This window comes from Corallococcus sp. CA049B, from assembly GCF_003611685.1.
Taxonomy (GTDB): Bacteria; Myxococcota; Myxococcia; order Myxococcales; family Myxococcaceae; genus Corallococcus; species Corallococcus coralloides.
In genome coordinates this window covers 23681-41876 of the sequence record NZ_RAWC01000034.1, presented here as the reverse complement: position 1 = coordinate 41876, position 18196 = coordinate 23681, and the positions used below count along the sequence as shown (strand labels likewise).

The 18196-nt window shown below is 70.1% G+C and carries 11 protein-coding genes; 3 read left to right on the top strand and 8 right to left on the bottom strand.

Going from position 1 to position 18196, the window contains the following annotated elements; all coding sequences use genetic code 11:
- Nucleotides 1–4 precede the first annotated feature (4 nt).
- From D7W82_RS10860 to D7W82_RS10825, 8 genes are all read right to left on the bottom strand, one after another.
- Nucleotides 5–1618 (bottom strand): restriction endonuclease fold toxin 5 domain-containing protein, encoded by a 1614-nt coding sequence (locus D7W82_RS10860; RefSeq protein ID WP_120618271.1) that lies wholly within the window; start codon nucleotides 1616–1618, stop codon nucleotides 5–7.
- Between the two features lie 445 nt (nucleotides 1619–2063).
- Nucleotides 2064–2327 (bottom strand): DUF2381 family protein, encoded by a 264-nt coding sequence (locus D7W82_RS10855; RefSeq protein WP_233587415.1) that lies wholly within the window; start codon nucleotides 2325–2327, stop codon nucleotides 2064–2066.
- A gap of 159 nt (nucleotides 2328–2486) precedes the next feature.
- Nucleotides 2487–4763 carry an RTX toxin gene (locus D7W82_RS10850; RefSeq protein WP_120618270.1) on the bottom strand — a complete coding sequence of 759 codons (2277 nt, stop codon included), beginning with the start codon at nucleotides 4761–4763 and terminating at the stop codon, nucleotides 2487–2489.
- 66 nt (nucleotides 4764–4829) lie between these two features.
- Nucleotides 4830–7202 (bottom strand): RTX toxin, encoded by a 2373-nt coding sequence (locus tag D7W82_RS10845; RefSeq protein ID WP_120618269.1) that lies wholly within the window; start codon nucleotides 7200–7202, stop codon nucleotides 4830–4832.
- A 73-nt stretch (nucleotides 7203–7275) separates the two neighbouring features.
- On the bottom strand, nucleotides 7276–9624 hold the full coding sequence (locus D7W82_RS10840; RefSeq protein WP_120618268.1) for an RTX toxin: 2349 nt from the start codon (nucleotides 9622–9624) through the stop codon (nucleotides 7276–7278).
- Between the two features lie 125 nt (nucleotides 9625–9749).
- A complete protein-coding gene (locus D7W82_RS10835) occupies nucleotides 9750–12053 on the bottom strand; it encodes an RTX toxin (RefSeq protein WP_120618267.1) in 2304 nt (767 codons plus the stop codon).
- 625 nt (nucleotides 12054–12678) lie between these two features.
- Complete coding sequence (locus D7W82_RS10830) at nucleotides 12679–13995, bottom strand: serine/threonine-protein kinase (protein ID WP_120618266.1); 1317 nt, start codon at nucleotides 13993–13995, stop codon at nucleotides 12679–12681.
- A 115-nt stretch (nucleotides 13996–14110) separates the two neighbouring features.
- Complete coding sequence (locus D7W82_RS10825; RefSeq protein WP_120618265.1) at nucleotides 14111–15325, bottom strand: serine/threonine-protein kinase; 1215 nt, start codon at nucleotides 15323–15325, stop codon at nucleotides 14111–14113.
- A gap of 230 nt (nucleotides 15326–15555) precedes the next feature.
- On the opposite strand from D7W82_RS10825, the gene D7W82_RS10820 reads away from it, so the two are divergent.
- The 3 genes from D7W82_RS10820 (at nucleotide 15556) to D7W82_RS10810 (ending at nucleotide 18160) form a co-directional block, all read left to right on the top strand.
- Complete coding sequence (locus D7W82_RS10820) at nucleotides 15556–15933, top strand: helix-turn-helix domain-containing protein (RefSeq protein WP_120564535.1); 378 nt, start codon at nucleotides 15556–15558, stop codon at nucleotides 15931–15933.
- A 53-nt stretch (nucleotides 15934–15986) separates the two neighbouring features.
- On the top strand, nucleotides 15987–16442 hold the full coding sequence (locus tag D7W82_RS10815; RefSeq protein WP_233587412.1) for a helix-turn-helix domain-containing protein: 456 nt from the start codon (nucleotides 15987–15989) through the stop codon (nucleotides 16440–16442).
- Nucleotides 16443–16579: 137 nt separating this feature from the next.
- A complete protein-coding gene (locus D7W82_RS10810) occupies nucleotides 16580–18160 on the top strand; it encodes an ATP-binding protein (RefSeq protein ID WP_120618263.1) in 1581 nt (526 codons plus the stop codon).
- Nucleotides 18161–18196 lie beyond the last annotated feature (36 nt).

The following is an 18196-nucleotide window of genomic DNA, read 5'->3' as shown; positions in this document are numbered from 1 at the left end:
CCACTCAGAAAACTGGGGTGTGGACGATTTCGACCCCCACAACACGCGCGTTCTTGAAGAGTTCGCGGAAGGCATCGGCAGCCGCCTTCTCCGCGACATGCCACCGGACGGGAATACCCATGCCACGAACTTTTCTGCTCTGGCGCTCTGCTTGCTCAACGAGCATCCGTGCTCCGGAGTTCCGGAACCACTCCTTGGGCTCAAGGCCATCAAAGAACTTCGCGTAGCCGGGTCCCTTGGCCTCAAGCAACACCCCGTCCTTGAAGCCGTCGAACTTCACGCCGCCGGCCTGCGTGCTCATGCCGCCGACCCAGTAGGCATCATCGGCGGAGTGTCCCGTGATCTGCTCCTGATAGCGCCGAGCGGGCGGCTTCATGGACTCCTTCGCCGGTCCCCACTGTCCAGGTCCCTGGGAAGGTGCTCCTCCCTTCGAGGCCGTGTTCGTGCGCTGGAGGATGAGGGCCGCCCCAGGGCCGCCGCTGAGTGCCGCCGCCGCGCGCCCTGCTGGCACCGCGACGCGCTCCAACGCCAGCACGCCCTCCGCTGACAGCGAGAACACCGGCGCCGTGGCCTCCGCACCCAGCGCCATCCCTTTCATCGTCCGCGTCGTGGCCGAAGCCGCGCCCCCGGTGATGAGCAGGCCCGTCGTGAGCCGCGACACCTCGCGGATCTGCTCGCCACGGGTCATGGACTGGAAGCGCTCCCAGTACATGGGCGAGGACGCGATGAGCGCCGCCACGCTCGCTGGCAGGTGGCTCAGCCCCGCGATGCTGTCCACGGGGCGCGTGAGCACCTGGCCCAGCGCGTGGTACAGCTCCACGAACGCATCTTCCGCGCCATCCAGGGTGCGGCTGAGGACGTCCGCGTCGTCGTACACCTCGGCCATGGGCCGCCAATCCGAGGCCTGGAACTGCGCGTCCACGGCGCGGAAGACACCGCCCTTGCCGCTGTAGAAGCGGCCCAGCTCGAAGCCATGCGCTCGGAAGGCGCCGTCCTTCCATTCGACTGGCGCCACCTTCTGCTGCGTGCGCCCGGTGAGCGCCCATGCCAGATAGCCGTCCGGTCTCAGCACCGCGATCTGCGCCCGGGAGAAGCGCTCGACCCGCCGCGACAACTCCTGCCGCGTGACTTCGCCTCCCTCCATCACCTCGCGCAGGATGAAGCCCGCGGCCATGCGAGGCGGGAAGGCGCTCAACGTGACGGGCTTGCTCACCAGCACATCCAGCAGACGCGCGGCTTGCCCAGGAGTCAGCCCCCCTCCCAGAGGGCGCTCGTCCCGCGCATCCAGGCCCGCGTTCGTCAGCAACCGCTCCCAGACGTCCGACTCCAAATCGTCAGTCCGGGTGACGTCCGCCATGGCCACCGTGCGAACGGGGCTTGCCCCCGTCATCACTTCGCGCACGGCCTTGCGGCGGTACAGCGGAGGCGCTTCCTCACGGGACGTGACACTCGACTCCGGAGCGGATGCGCGCGGCGCCCCGTCGTTCGACATGCGCGCCCCAGGGGCATCCGTGGCCGTGGGGGACGTGTAGCTCAGCGTCCTTCCGGGCGCGTGCGGCACGGACGCGCAGCCGGTGAAGAGGAGGGCCACGCACCCGAGCAGGACTTCAACGCGCATGGTCCACCCCCAGGCCCACCGACGCGAAGGCCCCCGGACGCAGCGTCCCGTCAGCAACAGCAGCCACAGCCAGACCGCCCCACTTCGCGTCATTCGCATCCACGCCCCCTGGGATTGACACCTCCGAGGAGAGCAAAGGACACACGTCTGACATTCAGACGGGCACCCGCAGGCCCCGCACCACTGCCAGGAGTGAAGGTCGGCTGCGTCGAGCCGGCGACTATTGATGCCGTGCCAGTCGCAGGGCGCCCGGTCCCGGCCCCGTCGTCGCCTCGTCCGCGCTGCGCAGCGGGCGCGGCTCCGTGCGGATGGCGCCCTGACCCGGCGACGGAAAGGCCGGGACGATGCCCCAACTGCTCCGGGCTGCGATCCGCTTGGCCGACCCCGTCGCGATCCGCTTGGCCGACCCCGCTACGAACAGCTTGGGTGACCCGACTGCGATCCATTACCCCGGCCCGTCACAGGAGCGCTCGCCCACGTCCACGAGCTTGAAGCGAGTGCGGCCCTCCAGCTCCACGGAGGCCCGGTCCAGCGCTGAATCGAGGACGAGGGTCGTCAGGATGCCCGCCGCGACTGGAACCTCCAGGACGGGCTCACCAGGGCGAGGGAGCACCACCCGCCTGTCCCTGCGCTCGCGGACCGCTGATGCCGACTGAGCCTGGGCCGCAGTGAAGAGAAGCAGTCCCCCGAGGACGAGGGGCAGGTTCAACGCGGAGAAAGGGAAGGGCAAGCGGGGCGGCCTCCGCTCGCGAAACTGCCAAACCGGAAGGAACCACAGGCCTGGAAACTCCGCTGACGGTCCAAGCGCGCGGGGGACGGATCCACGGCCACGTGGACGTGGGTCGCCAGGGCCCTCCTGTGCGCGGTGTCAGGGCAACACGAGGAGGATGCCCCCGGCGAGCGAGGGTGCCTCGTCATCGCCAAGGGCACGCACGTGGCCGTATCCGAGCTGCCCGGAGGTGTTGAAGCCCCAGCACAGCGCACGGCCAGAGGAGAGCACGGCGCACGTGTGCTGCCCGCCCGCGGTGACGGACGTGGCGGGGGCGCCGCCCACGTCGATGAAGGCGGCGCCGGGCGCGGAGAGGGAGCGCGTGTTGGCGTAGCCCAGCCGGCCCCGGGCGCCGTTGCCCCAGCACTGGAGCTGGCCGGACTCGAGCAGGGCGCAGGTGTGCTGTGCCCCGGCGGCGACCTGGACGGCGCGGAGGCCCGAGCCCAACGCCACGGCGGTGAGGGGCGTGGCGTAGTCGGGGTTGCCATTGCCCACCTGGCCGTAGGCGTTGGCGCCCCAGCAGCGCAGGGCGCCGGTGTCCAGCAGGGCGCAGGTGTGCTGGGTGCCCAGGGCCAGCTGCACGGCGGTGCCGCCCACGTCCACGTCCCCGGCTGACGACGGCAACTCGGTGTCACCGACATCGTCGTCACGGTTGTAACCCAGTTGTCCGTAGGCATTGGCGCCCCAGCAGCGGGGACGGCCGGAGAAGAGCAGGGCGCACGTGTGGTCGCCGCCCGCGACCAGGTCCTGCACGGGGGCGCCGACCGGGACGTCGGTGGTGGGCGGAGGCTCGTTGTCGCCCAGCGTGTCGGTGTGGCCCAGGCCCAGCTGCCCGTGGGTGTTGTCGCCCCAGCAGCGCACGTGGCCGGAGGTGAGCAGCGCGCAGGTGTGACGGTCGCCCGCGGTGATGCGCAGCGCGCGGGCACCGCCCAGGTCGACGGTGCCCACGCTGGCGATGGGCTCGTCATCGCCGATGGTGCGCGTGTGGCCCAGGCCCAGCTGGCCGGAGGCGTTGGCGCCCCAGCAGCGCACGCGGCCGGTGGAGAGCAGGGCGCAGGTGTGGCCCAGGCCGGTGGCCAGCTGCACGGCCTGCTCACCGGGAGCGAGGGGCACGGGGCCCTTGGAGGCGGGCGTCTCGTCGTCGCCGACGTTGGCGGTGCCGGTGTAACCGAGCCGGCCCTGCGCGCCGCTGCCGAAGCAGCGCACGGAGCCGTCGTTGAGCAGGGCGCAGGTGTGGCTGTCTCCGGCGCGCAGCTGGGCGACGTCGGTGGGGCCGCCGGTCTGCAAGGGGGCGTCGGGGAACTGCTGCGCGCCCAGGCGGTAGGTGGCGGTGGTGCGGGCCCCGGCCGCGTCGGTGACCTGGAGGGACAGCCGGCCCTGGAGCGCGGGCGCGTAGTGCTGGAGGACGGTGGGGTTCGCCTGGGTGGTGAAGCCCGGCGACGGCGTGACGGGCGCGTCCGGGATGAAGCTCCACGCGTAGTCGAGCGTGCGGGTGGGCTGATCATCCGACACGGAGGCGGACCACGCGACGTCGGAGGTGCCCGCGAAGCGGGACGCGGCCAGACCCTGGATGACGGGCGCGAAGAGGATGCGCACGGTGGTGCCCAGCGAGTCCGTGGAGCGATCCGCGGGCAGCACGCGCGTCACGAACGTGGTGCTGACGGAGTGCCCCGCCGGGTTCGTGACGGTGAGCGAGTGCGTGTAGTCGGTGGGACTGGGAACGCCGAACGGGGGCAGGTAGCGGGCGACGAAGGCGCCGGAGGTCCCGGTGAGCGTGAACGTGCCGCTGGAGGGAACGAAGGTGCCGCCGTTGTTCGCGGCGGTGAGCGCGAAGGTGAGGGCCTCTCCGGAGTTGGCCTCGACGAAGAAGGTGACGGTGGCGGGCTGGCCGAAGACGAGCTCGCCGGGAAGCTGGATGCGGGGGATGCGCGGCAGGGTGATGGGCGCGCCGTCGTTGGTGGGCGCGAGCGTGATGGCCACGGACTCGCGGTCCGCGATGAGCGTCTGCGTGGTGCTGCCCTGGAAGAGGAGCGCGCTGTTGCCGTCGTAGGCCCGCGCGATGAACGTGAGGGATTGATGGCGCGGCAGGGACGGCATCGTGCCGGACCAGCCAGCGGGAGAGGGCACCAGGTCGAAGTTGTTGAACAGCGCGCTGTGACTGGCCGCGTCCTCCACGTCGACGCGGATGCGCGCCACGTCCGCGAAGGTGCTGCCCGCCAGGGCGCGCCGTGTCTGGGATTGAGAGCCGGCGGTGTCCGCCGTGATGTTGAACGTCACCGCGGACGTGGGCTCCGGCGTGACCGGATCCGTCGTGGGCGACGTACACGCGGCGGCGGTGCACAGCAGGAGGAGCGCGAGGGCGGCGGGCTTCGTCATGACTCTCACGGGAAGATAGCGGAGCGGGCGCCCGACGTGTGCCGGGCGCCCACGAGTATTCAGGAACTACGGCGTGGGCGGCAGGAGCTGGATGTCGCCCACGGCGGATGGCAGCTCGTTGTCACCGATGTTGTTGGTGTTGCCGTAGCCGAGCTGACCTCTGTGGTTCAGGCCCCAGCACCGCGCCTTGCCCGTGGAGAGCAGCGCGCAGGTCTGGGCTCCGGAGGAGGCCGTCACCTGGTACGCGGTGGCGCCATCCAGGTCCACGGCCGGGCCCGGCGTGGACCGGTTCGTGGTGTTGCCGTAGCCCAGATTGCCGTAGCCCCCGTAGCCCCAGCACCGCACGCTGCCAGTGGAGAGCAGGGCGCAGGTGTGGGCCCCACCGGCGGAGATCTGCAATGCGCTGGTGCCCAGGTCGATGCTCCCTGAGTCCTTGAGCAGGAAATAGCTGAGGGCCTGCCCCGTGCCCAGCTGTCCCGAGGTGTTCAGGCCCCAGCACCGCACGGTCCCCGTCTTCAGCAGGGCGCAGGTGTGGATCCCACCGGCGGAGATCTGTGAGACCGGCCCGGCCGGCTCGAACGGGGTCTGGCTGTTGGGCAGCTCGTTGTCGCCGATGTCGTTGAAGTGGGTCTGGCCGAGCTGACCGTAGCTGTTGGAACCCCAGCAGAGCATCTTGTCGTTGGAGAGCAGCGCGCAGGTGTGGTTGCCGCCCGCGACGACATCCGTGGCGGTGACGTTGCCCAGGTTCACTTCGCCCGCGCTCCAGGGCTGCTCGTCGTCACCGATGCTGTTGACGTGGCCATAGCCCAGCTGGCCGTACTGGTTGCGGCCCCAGCAGCGCACCTTGCCCGTGGCCATCACCGCGCACGAGTGCTCCGCGCCCACCGCGATGCGGATGGCCGGGCCGCCCAGGTTGACGTAGCCGAAGCTGGCCACCGGCTCGCCGTCGCCCAGGTTCTGCGTGCTGTTGTAGCCGAGCTGTCCGTAGGTGTTCTGGCCCCAGCACCGCACCAGGCCTGTGTCCAACAGGGCGCACGAGTGGTTGCCGCCCGCCGCCAGCTTCGTGGCCTTGCCAAGCAGCTTCACCGCGCCGGCCGTGTACGGCAGCTCGTTGTCACCGATGTTCTGGGTGTTCTCGTAGCCCAGCTGACCGTAGGCCCCGTAGCCCCAGCACCGCACGGAGCCGTCATTCAGCAAGGCACACGTGTGGTCGTTGCCGTTGCGGATGCTGTTGATGCCCTCCAGGGGCCCTTCGGCCACGGGCTCGTCCGGGAACTGCTCCGGGGGGAGCTTGTAGGTGAGCGTGGTGGTGCCGTTGTTGCCGTCCGTCACGGCGAGCTTCAGGTCGCCCTGGACGAAAGGGGTGTAGTTCTGGAGCGTGGAGGGGTTCGTCGCGCCAGTGAATTCGGGCGCCGGGCCGAAGAGGATGTCCGCGGTGGACGTGAAGCTCCAGGCGTAGGTGAGCGCCTCCTGCGCCCCGTCGTCACTCACGTCGGCGGTGAAGATGACGTTCTGCGTGCCACGCACCCGCAGGCCGTTGAGACCGTTGATGACGGGATTGAAGAGGACGGCGATGGAGGTGTCGATGGCGCCGCTGGAGGTCTCCGGAGGCATCACCTTCGTGGTGAAGGTGGTGCTGATGGAGTGGCCCGCGGGGTTGGTGACGGTGACGGTGTGTTTGAAGACCGTCTCCGTGCTCACCGTGGGGGGCGTGTACTGGGAGACGAAGGCGCCCGCCGTGTTCTGAAGCGTGATGGCGCCATTGAGAGGCGAGAAGCTGCCGCTGCCCGCGACAGCGGAGGTGATGGCGTAGCGAAGCGCCTCACCGTTGGTGGCCTCCACCGCGAACGTGATGTTGCCGGACTGCGAAGAGGCGAAGGCGCTGGGGATGCTGATCTTCCGGATGCGCGGCAGGGAGATGACCGCGCTGTTGTTGGCGGGGGCCAGCGGGACGGTGACGGTCTCGAAGTCGAGGTTCAGCGTGGCGTCGAGCGTGCCGGAGAAGAGCGGGTTGCCGGAGGCATCGAGCGCGCGGGCGAAGAAGGTGAGGGCCTTGCCCTTGGGGAGGAAGGGCAGCTTGCCGGTCCACGCCCCGGCGGAGGTGAAGAGGTCGAAGTTCTTGAAGATGACCAGGCCGTCGGCGCCCTGCTCGGAGACGTCGACGCGGATGCTGGCGACGTCGGAGTAGCTGAAGGCCTGCGCGGAGACGCGGCCCTTCACGGCCTGGGCGTACAGGTCCTGCGCACCGATGGAGACGGTGACCTGGGACTGGGTCTGGTCGGCGGGCGCGGAAGGCTCGGGCGTGGAAGGCTCGGGCGCGGAAGGCTCGGGTGCACTCGGATCCGCGCTACACGCGGCGAACCACGGCGAGGACAGCGACAACAGCAGCGCGCCCAACATGCCGCGCGACTGGAACCAGCGGGGGGATGACCTCTGCATGGATGACTCCTGAAGGCGGACGAAGGAGGAGCGGGCGCCCTGGTACGTCGGGCGCCCGCTCGGACTTCAACGGCTACGGCGTGGGCGGCAGGAGCTGGATGTCGCCCACGGTGGACGGCAGCTCGTTGTCACCGATGACCGTGGTGTTGCCCTGGCCCAGCTGCCCGGCGTTGTTCTTGCCCCAGCAGCGCGCCTTGCCCGTGGAGAGCAGCGCGCAGGTGTTGCCGCTGCCCGAGGCGCTGATCTGATAGGCCGTCGCCCCACCCAGCTCCACGTTCCCTCCAGGCACCGCCAGGTCCGTCGTGTTGCCGTAGCCCAGTTGCCCGTAGGTGTTGCTCCCCCAGCACCGCATGGCGCCCGTGGAGAGCAGGACGCAGGAGTGCTCGCCACCGGAGGTCACCTGCAAGGCGGTCGTTCCGCCCAGGTTCACCGTCGTCGAGTTGGCGAGGTAGTTGAAGTAGCAGCGGGTCGACGGGTGCTCGGCGCAGTACCAGATGTAGTCACCGTAGAGGTTGTTGCCCGTCTGCCCGTTGAGGTTGTCGCCCCAGCAGATGACGCTGCCCGTCTTCAGCAGGGCACAGGTGTTGCTCCGGCTGGCGGAGATCTGGGCGACAGGCCCCTTGGGCTCGAACGCGGCCTGGCTGCTGGGCAGCTCGTTGTCACCAACGGGGTTGATGTGTGAGTACCCGAGCTGTCCCAGGCCGTTGCGGCCCCAGCAGAGCATCTTGTCGTTGGAGAGCAGCGCGCAGGTGTGGTTGTCGCCCGCGACGACATCCGTGGCGGTGACGTTGCCCAGGTCCACGTCGCCCGCGCTCCAGGGCTGCTCGTCATCGCCGATGCTGTTGGTGTGGCCGTAGCCCAGCTGGCCGTACTGGTTGCGGCCCCAGCAGCGCACCTTGCCCGTGGCCATCACCGCGCACGAGTGCTCCGCGCCTACCGTGATGCGGGTGGCCGGGCCGCCCAGGTTGACGTAGCCGAAGCTGGCCACGGGCTCGCCGTCACCCAGGTTGTCCTTGTTGTTGTAGCCGAGCTGTCCGTAGGTGTTCTGGCCCCAGCACCGCACCAGGCCTGTATCCAGCACCACGCAGGAGTGGTTGCCACCCGCCGCGAGCTTCGTCCCCTTGCCGAGGATCTTCACCGCGCCAGCCGTGTGCGGCAGCTCGTTGTCACCGATGTTCTGGGTGTTCTCGTAGCCCAGCTGGCCATAGACCCCGTAGCCCCAGCACCGCACGGAGCCGTCATTCAGCAGCGCGCACGCATGGTCCCAGCCCGTGCGGATGCTGTTGATGCCATCCAGCGGCCCTTCGGCCACGGGGTTGTCCGGGAACTGGTCCGGGGTGAGCTTGTAGGTGAGCGTGGTGGTGCCGTTGTTGCCATCCGTGACAGCGAGCTTCAGGTCACCCTGTACGGCGGTGGTGTAGTTCTGGAGCGTGGACGGGTTGGTGTCCCCGGTGAACGCGGGCACGGGGTCGAACGTGGTGCCCGTGGCGGGAGTGAAGCTCCAGGCGTAGGTGAGCGCCTCCTGCGCCCCGTCGTCACTCACGTCGGCGGTGAAGATGACGTTCTGCGTGTCGCGCACCCGCAGGCCGTTGAGGCCGTTGATGACGGGGTTGAAGAGGACGGCGACGGAGGTGTCGATGACGCCGCTGGAGGTCTCTGGAGGCTTCACCTTGGTGGTGAACGTGGTGCTGATGGAGTGGCCGGCGGGGTTGGTCACCGTCACGGTGTGGCTGAAGACCGTCTCAGTGGAGACGGTAGGCGGCGTGTACTGGGAGACGAAGGCGCCCGCGGTGTTCTGAAGCGTGATGGAGCCATTGAGAGGCGAGAAGCTGCCGCTGCCCGCGACGGCGGAGGTGATGGCATAGCGCAGCGCCTCGCCATTCGTGGCCTCCACCGCGAAGGTGATGTTGCCCGACTGGGAGGAGGCGAAGGCACTGGGGATGCTGATCTTCCGGATGCGCGGCAGGGAGATGACCGCGTTGTTGTTGGCCGGGGCCAGCGGGACGGTGACGGTCTCGAAGTCGAGGTTCAGCGTCGCGTCGAGCGAGCCGGAGAACAGGAGGTTCCCGGAGGCATCGAGCGCGCGAGCGAAGAAGGTGAGGGCCTTGCCCTTGGGGAGGAAGGGCAGCTTGCCGGTCCACGCTCCGGCGGAGGTGAAGAGGTCGAAGTTCTTGAAGATGACCAGGCCGCCCGCGCCCTGCTCGGAGACGTCGACGCGGATGCTGGCGACGTCGGAGTAGGAGAAGGCCTGGGCGGAGACGCGGCCCTTCACGGCCTGGGCGTACAGGTCCTGCGCACCGATGGAGACGGTGACCTGGGACTGGGTCTGGTCGGCGGGCGAGGACGGCTCCGGCGTACCCGAACCAGCGCTACACGCGGCGAGCCACGGCGAAGACAGCGACAGCAAGAGCGCGCCCAACATGCCGCGCGACCGGAACCAACGGGGGGATGACCTCTGCACGGAACACTCCTGAAGGCGGAAGGGATTGCGGACGGAAAAAGAAGCGGGCGCCCCGGTCCTGCGAGCGCCCGCGAGGACGTCAGCGACTACGGCGCGGGGGGCAGGAGCTGGATGTCGCCCGCGGCGCTCGGCTGCTCGTTGTCACCGATGTTGTTGGTGTTGCCGTAGCCGAGCTGACCGAAGTTGCCCTGGCCCCAGCACCGCGCCTTGCCCGTGGAGAGCAGCGCGCAGGTGTGGGCTCCGGAGGAGGCCGTCACCTGGTACGCGGTGGCGCCATCCAGGTCCACGGCCGGGCCCGGCGTGGACCGGAGCGCGGTGTTGCCGTAGCCCAGCTGGCCGGAGGCATTGGCGCCCCAGCACCGCACGCTGCCGGTGGAGAGCAGGGCGCAGGTGTGGTTGGAGCCGGTGGAGATCTGCAATGCGCTGGTGCCCAGGTCGATGCTCCCGGAGTCCCTGAGCAGGGAGTAGTTGAGGGCCTGCCCCGTGCCCAGCTGCCCTGAGGAGTTGAGGCCCCAGCACCGCACGGTCCCCGTCTTCAGCAGGGCGCAGGTGTGGGTCCCACCGGCGGAGATTTGTGAGACCGGTCCGGCCGGCTCGAAGGGGGTCTGGCTGTTGGGCAGCTCGTTGTCGCCGATGTCGTTGAAGTGGATCTGGCCGAGCTGACCGTAGTTGTTGAAGCCCCAGCAGAGCATCTTGTCGTTGGAGAGCAGCGCGCAGGTGTGGTTGCCGCCCGCGACGACATCCGTGGCGGTGACGTTGCCCAGGTTCACGTCGCCCGCGCTCCAGGGCTGCTCGTCATCACCAATGTTGTTCGTGTTCCCGTAGCCCAGCTGGCCGTACTGGTTGCGGCCCCAGCAGCGCACCTTGCCCGTGGCCATCACCGCGCACGAGTGCTCCGCGCCCACCGCGATGCGCGTGGCCGGACCGCCCAGGTTGACGTAGCCGAAGCTGGCCACCGGCTCGCCGTCGCCCAGGTTCTGCGTGCTGTTGTAGCCGAGCTGTCCGAAGTTGTTCTGGCCCCAGCACCGCACCAGGCCCGTGTCCAGCACCACGCAGGAGTGGTTGCCACCCGCCGCGAGCTTCGTGGCCTTGCCGAGGAGCTTCACCGCGCCGGCCGTGTACGGCAGTTCGTTGTCACCGATGTTCTGGGTGTTCTCGTAGCCCAGCTGACCGTAGGCCCCGTAGCCCCAGCACCGCACCGAGCCGTCATTCAGCAAGGCACACGTGTGGGCGGTGCCGTTGCGGATGCTGTTGATGCCATCCAGCGGCCCTTCGGCGACAGGGTTGTCCGGGAACTGATCCGGGGTGAGCTTGTAGGTGAGCGTGGTGGTGCCGTTGTTGCCGTCCGTCACGGCGAGCTTCAGGTCACCCTGCACGGTGGTGGTGTAGTTCTGGAGCGTGGAGGGGTTGGTGTCCCCCGTGAAGGCCGGCGCGGGGTCGAAGGTGGTGCCCGTGGCGGGCGTGAAGCTCCAGGCGTAGGTGAGCGCCTCCTGGGCGCCGTCGTCGCTCACGTCCGCGGTGAAGATGACGTTCTGGGTGTCGCGCACCCGCAGGCCGTTGAGGCCGTTGATGACGGGGTTGAAGAGGACGGCGACGGACGTGTCGATGACGCCGCTGGAGGTCTCCGGGGGCTTCACCTTCGTGGTGAACGTGGTGCTGATGGAGTGCCCAGCCGGGTTGGTCACCGTGACGGTGTGGGTGAAGACCGTCTCGGAAGACACCGTGGGGGGCGTGTACTGGGAGACGAAGGCGCCCGCGGTGTTCTGCAGCGTGATGGCGCCGTTGAGCGGGGAGAAGCTTCCGCTGCCCGCGACGGACGAGGTGATGGCGTAGCGCAGCGCTTCGCCATTCGTTGCTTCCACCGCGAAGGTGATGTTGCCCGACTGGGAGGAGGCGAAGGCACTGGGGATGCTGATCTTCCGGATGCGAGGGAGGGAGATGACCGCGTTGTTGTTGGCCGGGGCCAACGGGACGGTGACGGTCTCGAAGTCGAGGTTCAGCGTGGCGTCGAGCGTGCCGGAGAAGAGGAGGTTCCCGGAGGCGTCGAGCGCGCGAGCGAAGAAGGTGAGGGCCTTGCCCTTGGGGAGGAAGGGCAGCTTGCCGGTCCACGCCCCGGCGGAGGTGAAGAGGTCGAAGTTCTTGAAGATGACCAGGCCGTCGGCGCCCTGCTCGGAGACGTCGACGCGGATGCTGGCGACGTCGGAGTAGCTGAAGGCCTGCGCGGAGACGCGGCCCTTCACGGCCTGGGCGTACAGGTCCTGCGCACCGATGGAGACGGTGACCTGGGACTGGGTCTGCTCGGCGGGCGCGGAGGGCCCCGGCGCCTCGGTGCCCGAACTACACGCGGCGAGCCACGGCGAAGACAGCGACAGCAAGAGCGCGCCCAACATGCCGCGCGACCGGAACCAACGGGGGGACGTTCGCTTCACTCGACACTCCTTGGGAAGACAGACAGGAAACAGGCCAATGACTCACAGCGGGCACACGCCGGCCTCACGTGCCCGGGACGGAGCCCGGAGACACGCTTCCCGTGCCGCGCTCGGAGCGAGCACGGCCGGGGGACGGCATGGAAAACGGAGGGAATGGACAGGCCTACGCCGACCCGGGGGGACCTCCCGGCCCTCGGCGTATGTCTGGGCTACAGCTGGAAACGCAAATCACAGTGCCAGCGGGTGAAAATGCTGTCACGCCTTTTATTGGTTCCTGTGAAAGTCTGTCAATGTCTGGGTTTGCGCTGACTGGCGGGTGGAACGCGTGTCAGTCGCGGCGGACCCGCGCGGTGACAGGATTTGTCATCCCCCTCGGAACACCCCCTGGAGGAACGGGCCGGCCGGGTGACGCACCGGGTTGATGAGTGAGAGGATTCAAGCAACTCACGGAAGCTTCGTGAAACACTGCAACGCTTTACGGTTCGCGCGAAATCCGGAAAAGACAGTCATGGCCGTCTTGCAGGGCCCCGCTGGTCCCGGGGGACTCGGGTGACCGGAGTCCCAGGGACCCGGTGCGGACGCGCGCTCACACGGGCTGGTGGCCGTCGTCGTCGTCCTCGAGGTCGTCTCCCGGTGCCTCCTCGTCAGGGCTGGCCAGCTCGTCCAGGTCCTCGACCAGGTCCTGGGGCAGGGGCTCGTCATTCAGGTCCGGCGTCACGTCGTCGCCCTGGAGGAACGGCGGCGGGCCCTCCTGGCTCGCGGGCCCGGCGGCCTCGGACGTCATCGCGGCCTCCTCGGCGGTCAGCTCCTCCGGGTGCAGCCCGCCCTCCAGCAGCTCCGCCTGGTTGCGCCGGCCCGTGGCCTCGCGGGCCGCCTCCGCCACCTCCTCCGCCGCGGCCTGCCGCCCGTACGCGGGCGCATGGTCGCGCAGCCACTCCCTCAGGGCCGCCGCCAGCTCCGCCGCCGTGCCGAAGCGGTCCGCCGGGGACTGGCGCAGCGCCCGCGCCACCACCGCGCGCAGCCCCTCCGGCACCTCGCGCGCCATGCGCTCCACCTCCCCGGGCCCCACCAGCGCCATCCGCGCCGCCACCTCCGTCAGGGGCATCCACGTGGGCCCCTGCGCCTGCACCGGCGGCAGGTCCGGCGGGGGCGGAGGCGCCGCGTCCCCCTGCGCCAGCGGGTGCGTCCCCGTCAGCACCTCCAGCAGCACCAGCCCCAGCGAGAACAGGTCGCTCCTCGCGTCCACGGGCTCGCGCCGCAGCGCCTCCGGTGAGGCGTACGCCACGTCTCCCTTCACCAGCGGACGGCTGGTGATCTCCCGCCCCGGCAGCGTGGAGAACGCGGCGGTGAAGTTCGTGAGCTTCACCTCGCCGTGCACGCCCAGGCGCAGGTTCCGGGGGCTCACGTCCCGGTGCACGATGCCCAGCGGCCGGTTCCACTCATCCCGCAGCGTGTGCGCGTGGTGCAGCGCCTCCGCCACCTCGGAGACCACCCACGCCCCGAAGGCCGGGGACATGGGCTTGCGCCGCATGGCCACCAGGTTGAGCACCGTGTCCAGCGACCGGCCCTCCACGTACTCCATCACCACGTGCGGAACGCCCCGGTACGCCTTCAGGTGGTAGACCTTCGCGATGCCCGGGTGGTTGAGCCGGAACGTCAGCTCCACCTCCTCCACCAGCCGCCGCCGCTCCACGAAGCCGGACGGGTTGCGCAGCCGCTTGATGACCACCGGGCCGCCCATCCCGCCCCGGTAGCGCCGCCGCGCCAGCATCAGCAGCTCCCCGGTGGAGCGCACCTCCAGCTTGCGCACGAACTCGAAGGCCGTGCCTCCCACCGTGAACAGCACGCGCGGCCGGCTGGGCATGCCGGGGTTCTCCTCCGTCGTCGTATCGGGCGTCTTCATGTCCTGCCTTCCAACCTCTCAGGTGGAGCGGAAATCGCTCAACCCCGCAGGTAGCACAAACCCTGTCGTGGGGAAAATCTCCAGGGTCGTGTGGATGGCGGTGGACCCTGGAGGTTCATCCGTCCCGGCGCAACCCCAGACGCCGGAGCCACCGCTCCCACCGCCGCCGCCACGCCAGCCGCCGGGCCACCCACCAGGGCATGGGCGGGGGCAGGGGCGCGGCCAGCCCCAGCGACGGGCCGGGCGGAGGCGGCACGGGCGGCGTGGACGCGCTGGAGTGGGGCGCTGCGCCAGGGATGCGCCGCTCGTAGGCGCGGGCCCAGCGGCGCAGCTCGCGCGCCTCTTCGTTGCCGTCGAAGTACGCGTCGGACTCCTCCGTGACGGCCTCGTGGGGCGGCGGCGTGTTGAACAGCGGCGTGTCCCAGCTGTCCGGAGCCCGCTCCAGCGCCGCGCTCAGGTCGGCGTAGAGGTCCGCGCCCATCTGGTAGCGCTGGCTGGCCTCCAGGCGCAGCAGCCGCTCACAGATGTCATTGAGGGCGCGGGGCACGCGCGCGTTGATCGAGCGCGCGGACCGGCCCTTGATGCCCTGGATTCCGCCCAGGAGCGCCGCGGCCGGCAGGTCCGGCGGATAGGGGAAGTCCCCGGTGAGCACCTGGAAGAGCGTGAGCCCCAGCGAATAGAGGTCGTCCGTGGGCTGGTACACGTAGCGGGACATGCCCATGGGGTGGTTCAGCCAGTAGCGCAGGAGCTCCGGGCTGCGGTAGCTGGGCGTGCCCGGCGGCGGCCGCCCGTCCGTGATGGCCGGCGCGCAGGCGTGGTCGCTGGAGCCGAAGTCCACCAGCACCGGCCTCGCGTCCGACGCGCGCACGATGATGTTGCTGCCCTTGATGTCGCGGTGGCGCACGCCCGCGCGGTGGATGAAGTCCAGCGTCAGCGCCAGCTCCGCGAACAGCCGCGCCACCTGCCGCGCCGTGGGCTTCGCCTCCACCGCCCAGTCGGACAGCGTGGGACCCTCCACGTAGTCCATGACCAGGAACAGGTAGCCCGTGCGCGGGTTCGGCCAGCGGTGGTAGCCGCGCAGCGCCACCACGTTGGGATGGGTCATGCGGTGCAGCACGCTCACCTCCTTGAGCGTGCGCGCGTCCACCTGCGAACCCTCCTCGGAGTCCTGCGGCCCCTGGAGCGCGAACTTCAGCGCCACGTGGAAGCCCCCCGTCTCCGCCAGGAACACGGTGCCGTAGCCCCCCGTGGCCAGGCGCTTCAACAGCCGGAAGCTGCCCACCACCTCCTGGGGCTGGAGCAGCAGCGGATGTCCTCCCTCCAGGCTCATGGCGTGGCGCCTCCTGCGCGGAAGGGAAGCCCGGATGCTTCGGGACGTGGAGGGTTGAACCCCAGAGGGAGGACGTGGCTGAGAGGATGCATTCGCGAAAGGAGCAATGGAACCTCCAGGGTCCATAGCATGGCGGACGCCCCTTGGGGTAGTGTTGGTGCCGTGTCAGGTAGGATGCCGGACACCTGACTTCATGGGAGACACGGTCCGGCCAGGGGTGGTGAGCGGCAATGAACGAGGAGCTGGCCATCACGGTGGGCACCGCGGCGCGACAGGCCCGCGAGCGGCAGGGCCTGACCCAGGGCGACGTCGCCAGCCAGGTGGGCATCGCCATGGAGGTCTACAGCCGCATGGAGCGCGGGCGGGTGCTGCCCAGCTCAACCACCTTGCGCCGCATGTGCATGGTGTTGCGCATCCGCGCGGACACGCTGCTGGGGTTGGACGGGCCCTCGCCCCCGGACGAGGCGCTCACGCTGGCCCTGGCGGACCGCGAGGAGGATCCGCCCTCCCTGCGCCGGCTGGTGCGCGCCCTGCGGCCCCTGGATGAAGAGGGGTTGAAGGCCATGGGGCTCATCATCCAGGGCGCGCTCGCGCTGCGTGAACGCTGAGCGCCAGGCCCTCGAAAACTTGCGCCCCGGAGGAGAGGTGCAAGGTTTTGCGCGTGCCCGCCCCGGTGAATGAAAAGCTGAACACGGTGTTTGGAGCCGCCGCCCGAGACGCGCGGCTGCGCTTGGGACTCACGCAGGCGGACGTGGCGGAGCGCGTGGGCATCGCCATGGAGGTCTACAGCCGCATGGAGCGCGGCCGCATGCTCCCCCGGGCTCAAACCCTGCGGCGGCTGTGCGACGTGCTGTCCGTGTCCGCGGACGCGCTCCTGGGTGTGGGGTCCGGCACCTCCCCGGTTCCGCCCCGGGCCTCGCCAGCCCAGGAGGACTCGCTGGAGCTGCGCCGGCTGGTGCGCACGCTGCGCGACCTGGAGCCCCGCCAGCTCAAGGCCGTGGCCCGCGTGGTGCGCACGGTGGTGTCCGTCATGCCCCCAAAACCGGCGCCCGGGTCCTCGCCCACTCCCGCGCCCCGGAAGAAGCCGCGGGCCGCCCGCAAGCGACGCGCCGGTTAGCAGGGCGCCATGGGCAGACAAATCCTCCCGGGCTGCAACGGGATGTCCGCCTGCCTGTCCTCCTGACCCGGGGCCGGGCCACCGGGTGGGGCCCCCTCCCCAATGGCAGACAAGTGGGGTAGCACGGGAGGTACGCCATGCTTCCTCCCCCGACGCCCGCGGATGAGCCGCGGCGCCTCCAGGCGCTGCGCGCGCTGTGTCTGCTGGACACGCCCGCCCACGAGCGCTTCGACCGCATCGTGCGCACCGCGTCGCATCTGTTCCGCGTGCCCATCGCGCTCGTCTCACTGGTGGATGAGAACCGCCAGTGGTTCAAGGCCCGCCACGGCCTGGACGCCACGGAGACGCCGCGCGAGCAGTCCTTCTGTGCCCACGCCATCCTCTCGCCCGCCACCTTCGTCGTGCCGGACGCGCTGGGGGATCCGCGCTTCCACGACAACCCGCTCGTGCTGGGCGCCCCCTTCGTCCGCTTCTACGCGGGCCACCCCCTGCGCGCCGCGGACGGCAGCCGCGTGGGCACGCTGTGCCTCATCGACTCGAGGCCCCGGGACTTCCCGGACGCGGACCGCGCCGCGCTCGCGGACATGGCCGCCTGGGCGGAAGGGGAGATCAACGCCCTGGACGCGCGCGAGGCCCGCACGGCGCTGGAGCAGCAGGAGCGCTTCTTCGAAGTCTCCGTGGACATGCTCTGCATCGCCGCCATGGACGGCACCTTCCTGCGCCTGTCCCGCGCCTGGGGCCGCACGCTGGGCTTCTCCGACGCGGAGCTCTACAGCACGTCCCTGGTGGACCTGGCCCTGGAGGAGGACCGCGCCGCCACCGCGGCGCACCTGGCCCGCGCCCGGGAGGGGCTCCCCGTCCTCCAGTTCGAGCACCGCGCCCGCTGCCGCGACGGCACCTGGCGCTGGCTCCAGTGGAACGCCGTGCCGGACCCGGAGGAGGGGCTGCTCTACGCCGTCGCCCGCGACGTCACCCAGGCCCGCCTGCTGGAGGAGGAGCGCCAGCGCGTGGAGCGGATGAAGAACGAGTTCATCTCCACCGTGAGCCATGAGCTGCGCACGCCGCTCACCTCCATCCGCGGCTCGCTGGGCCTGCTGTGCGGCGGCATCGTCGGTTCCCTGGAACCCGAGGTGGCGCGGATGGTGGGCATTGCCCACAAGAACAGCGAACGGCTGCTGCGCCTCATCAACGACATCCTGGACCTGGAAAAGATGGAGTCCGGCCGGCTGGACCTGCACCTGGCTCCCACGAACGTCGTCCCGCTGCTCGCCCTGGCCCTCCAGGCCCACCAGGGCTACGCGGACGAATACGGCGTGCGCCTGGAGGCCGCGGTGGACCTCCCCCACGCCCACGCGCGCGTGGACGAGGACCGCTTCATCCAGGTGCTGGCGAACCTGCTCTCCAACGCCATCAAGTTCTCCCCCCAGGGCGAGCGCGTCACCCTGTCCCTCACCCGCGAGGCCGGCGCCCTGCGCGTGGGCGTGCAGGACCGCGGCCCCGGCATCCCGGAGGCCTTCCAGGCCCGCGTCTTCCAGAAGTTCGCCCAGGCGGACGCGTCCGACACCCGCAAGCGCCCCGGCACCGGCCTGGGGCTCTCCATCGCCCACGGGCTGGTGGCCCGCATGGGCGGCGCCCTGCGCTTCACCACCTCTCCCACGGACGGCACCCGCTTCTCCTTCGACCTGCCGGAGTGCGAATCCGAGCCCGAAGCCGCCTGACGGACATCCACTTCCGCCTGCCTTCCGTACCGCGAT

What these genes read in the sequence shown, in the direction of transcription:
- D7W82_RS10860 (WP_120618271.1), bottom strand. Translation starts at nt 1,618, where the DNA reads ATGCGCGTTGAAGTCCTGCTCGGGTGCGTGGCCCTCCTCTTCACCGGC.
- D7W82_RS10850 (WP_120618270.1), bottom strand. Translation starts at nt 4,763, where the DNA reads ATGACGAAGCCCGCCGCCCTCGCGCTCCTCCTGCTGTGCACCGCCGCC.
- D7W82_RS10845 (WP_120618269.1), bottom strand. Translation starts at nt 7,202, where the DNA reads ATGCAGAGGTCATCCCCCCGCTGGTTCCAGTCGCGCGGCATGTTGGGC.
- D7W82_RS10840 (WP_120618268.1), bottom strand. Translation starts at nt 9,624, where the DNA reads ATGTTGGGCGCGCTCTTGCTGTCGCTGTCTTCGCCGTGGCTCGCCGCG.
- D7W82_RS10835 (WP_120618267.1), bottom strand. Translation starts at nt 12,053, where the DNA reads ATGTTGGGCGCGCTCTTGCTGTCGCTGTCTTCGCCGTGGCTCGCCGCG.
- D7W82_RS10830 (WP_120618266.1), bottom strand. Translation starts at nt 13,995, where the DNA reads ATGAAGACGCCCGATACGACGACGGAGGAGAACCCCGGCATGCCCAGC.
- D7W82_RS10825 (WP_120618265.1), bottom strand. Translation starts at nt 15,325, where the DNA reads ATGAGCCTGGAGGGAGGACATCCGCTGCTGCTCCAGCCCCAGGAGGTG.
- D7W82_RS10820 (WP_120564535.1), top strand. Translation starts at nt 15,556, where the DNA reads ATGAACGAGGAGCTGGCCATCACGGTGGGCACCGCGGCGCGACAGGCC.
- D7W82_RS10810 (WP_120618263.1), top strand. Translation starts at nt 16,580, where the DNA reads ATGCTTCCTCCCCCGACGCCCGCGGATGAGCCGCGGCGCCTCCAGGCG.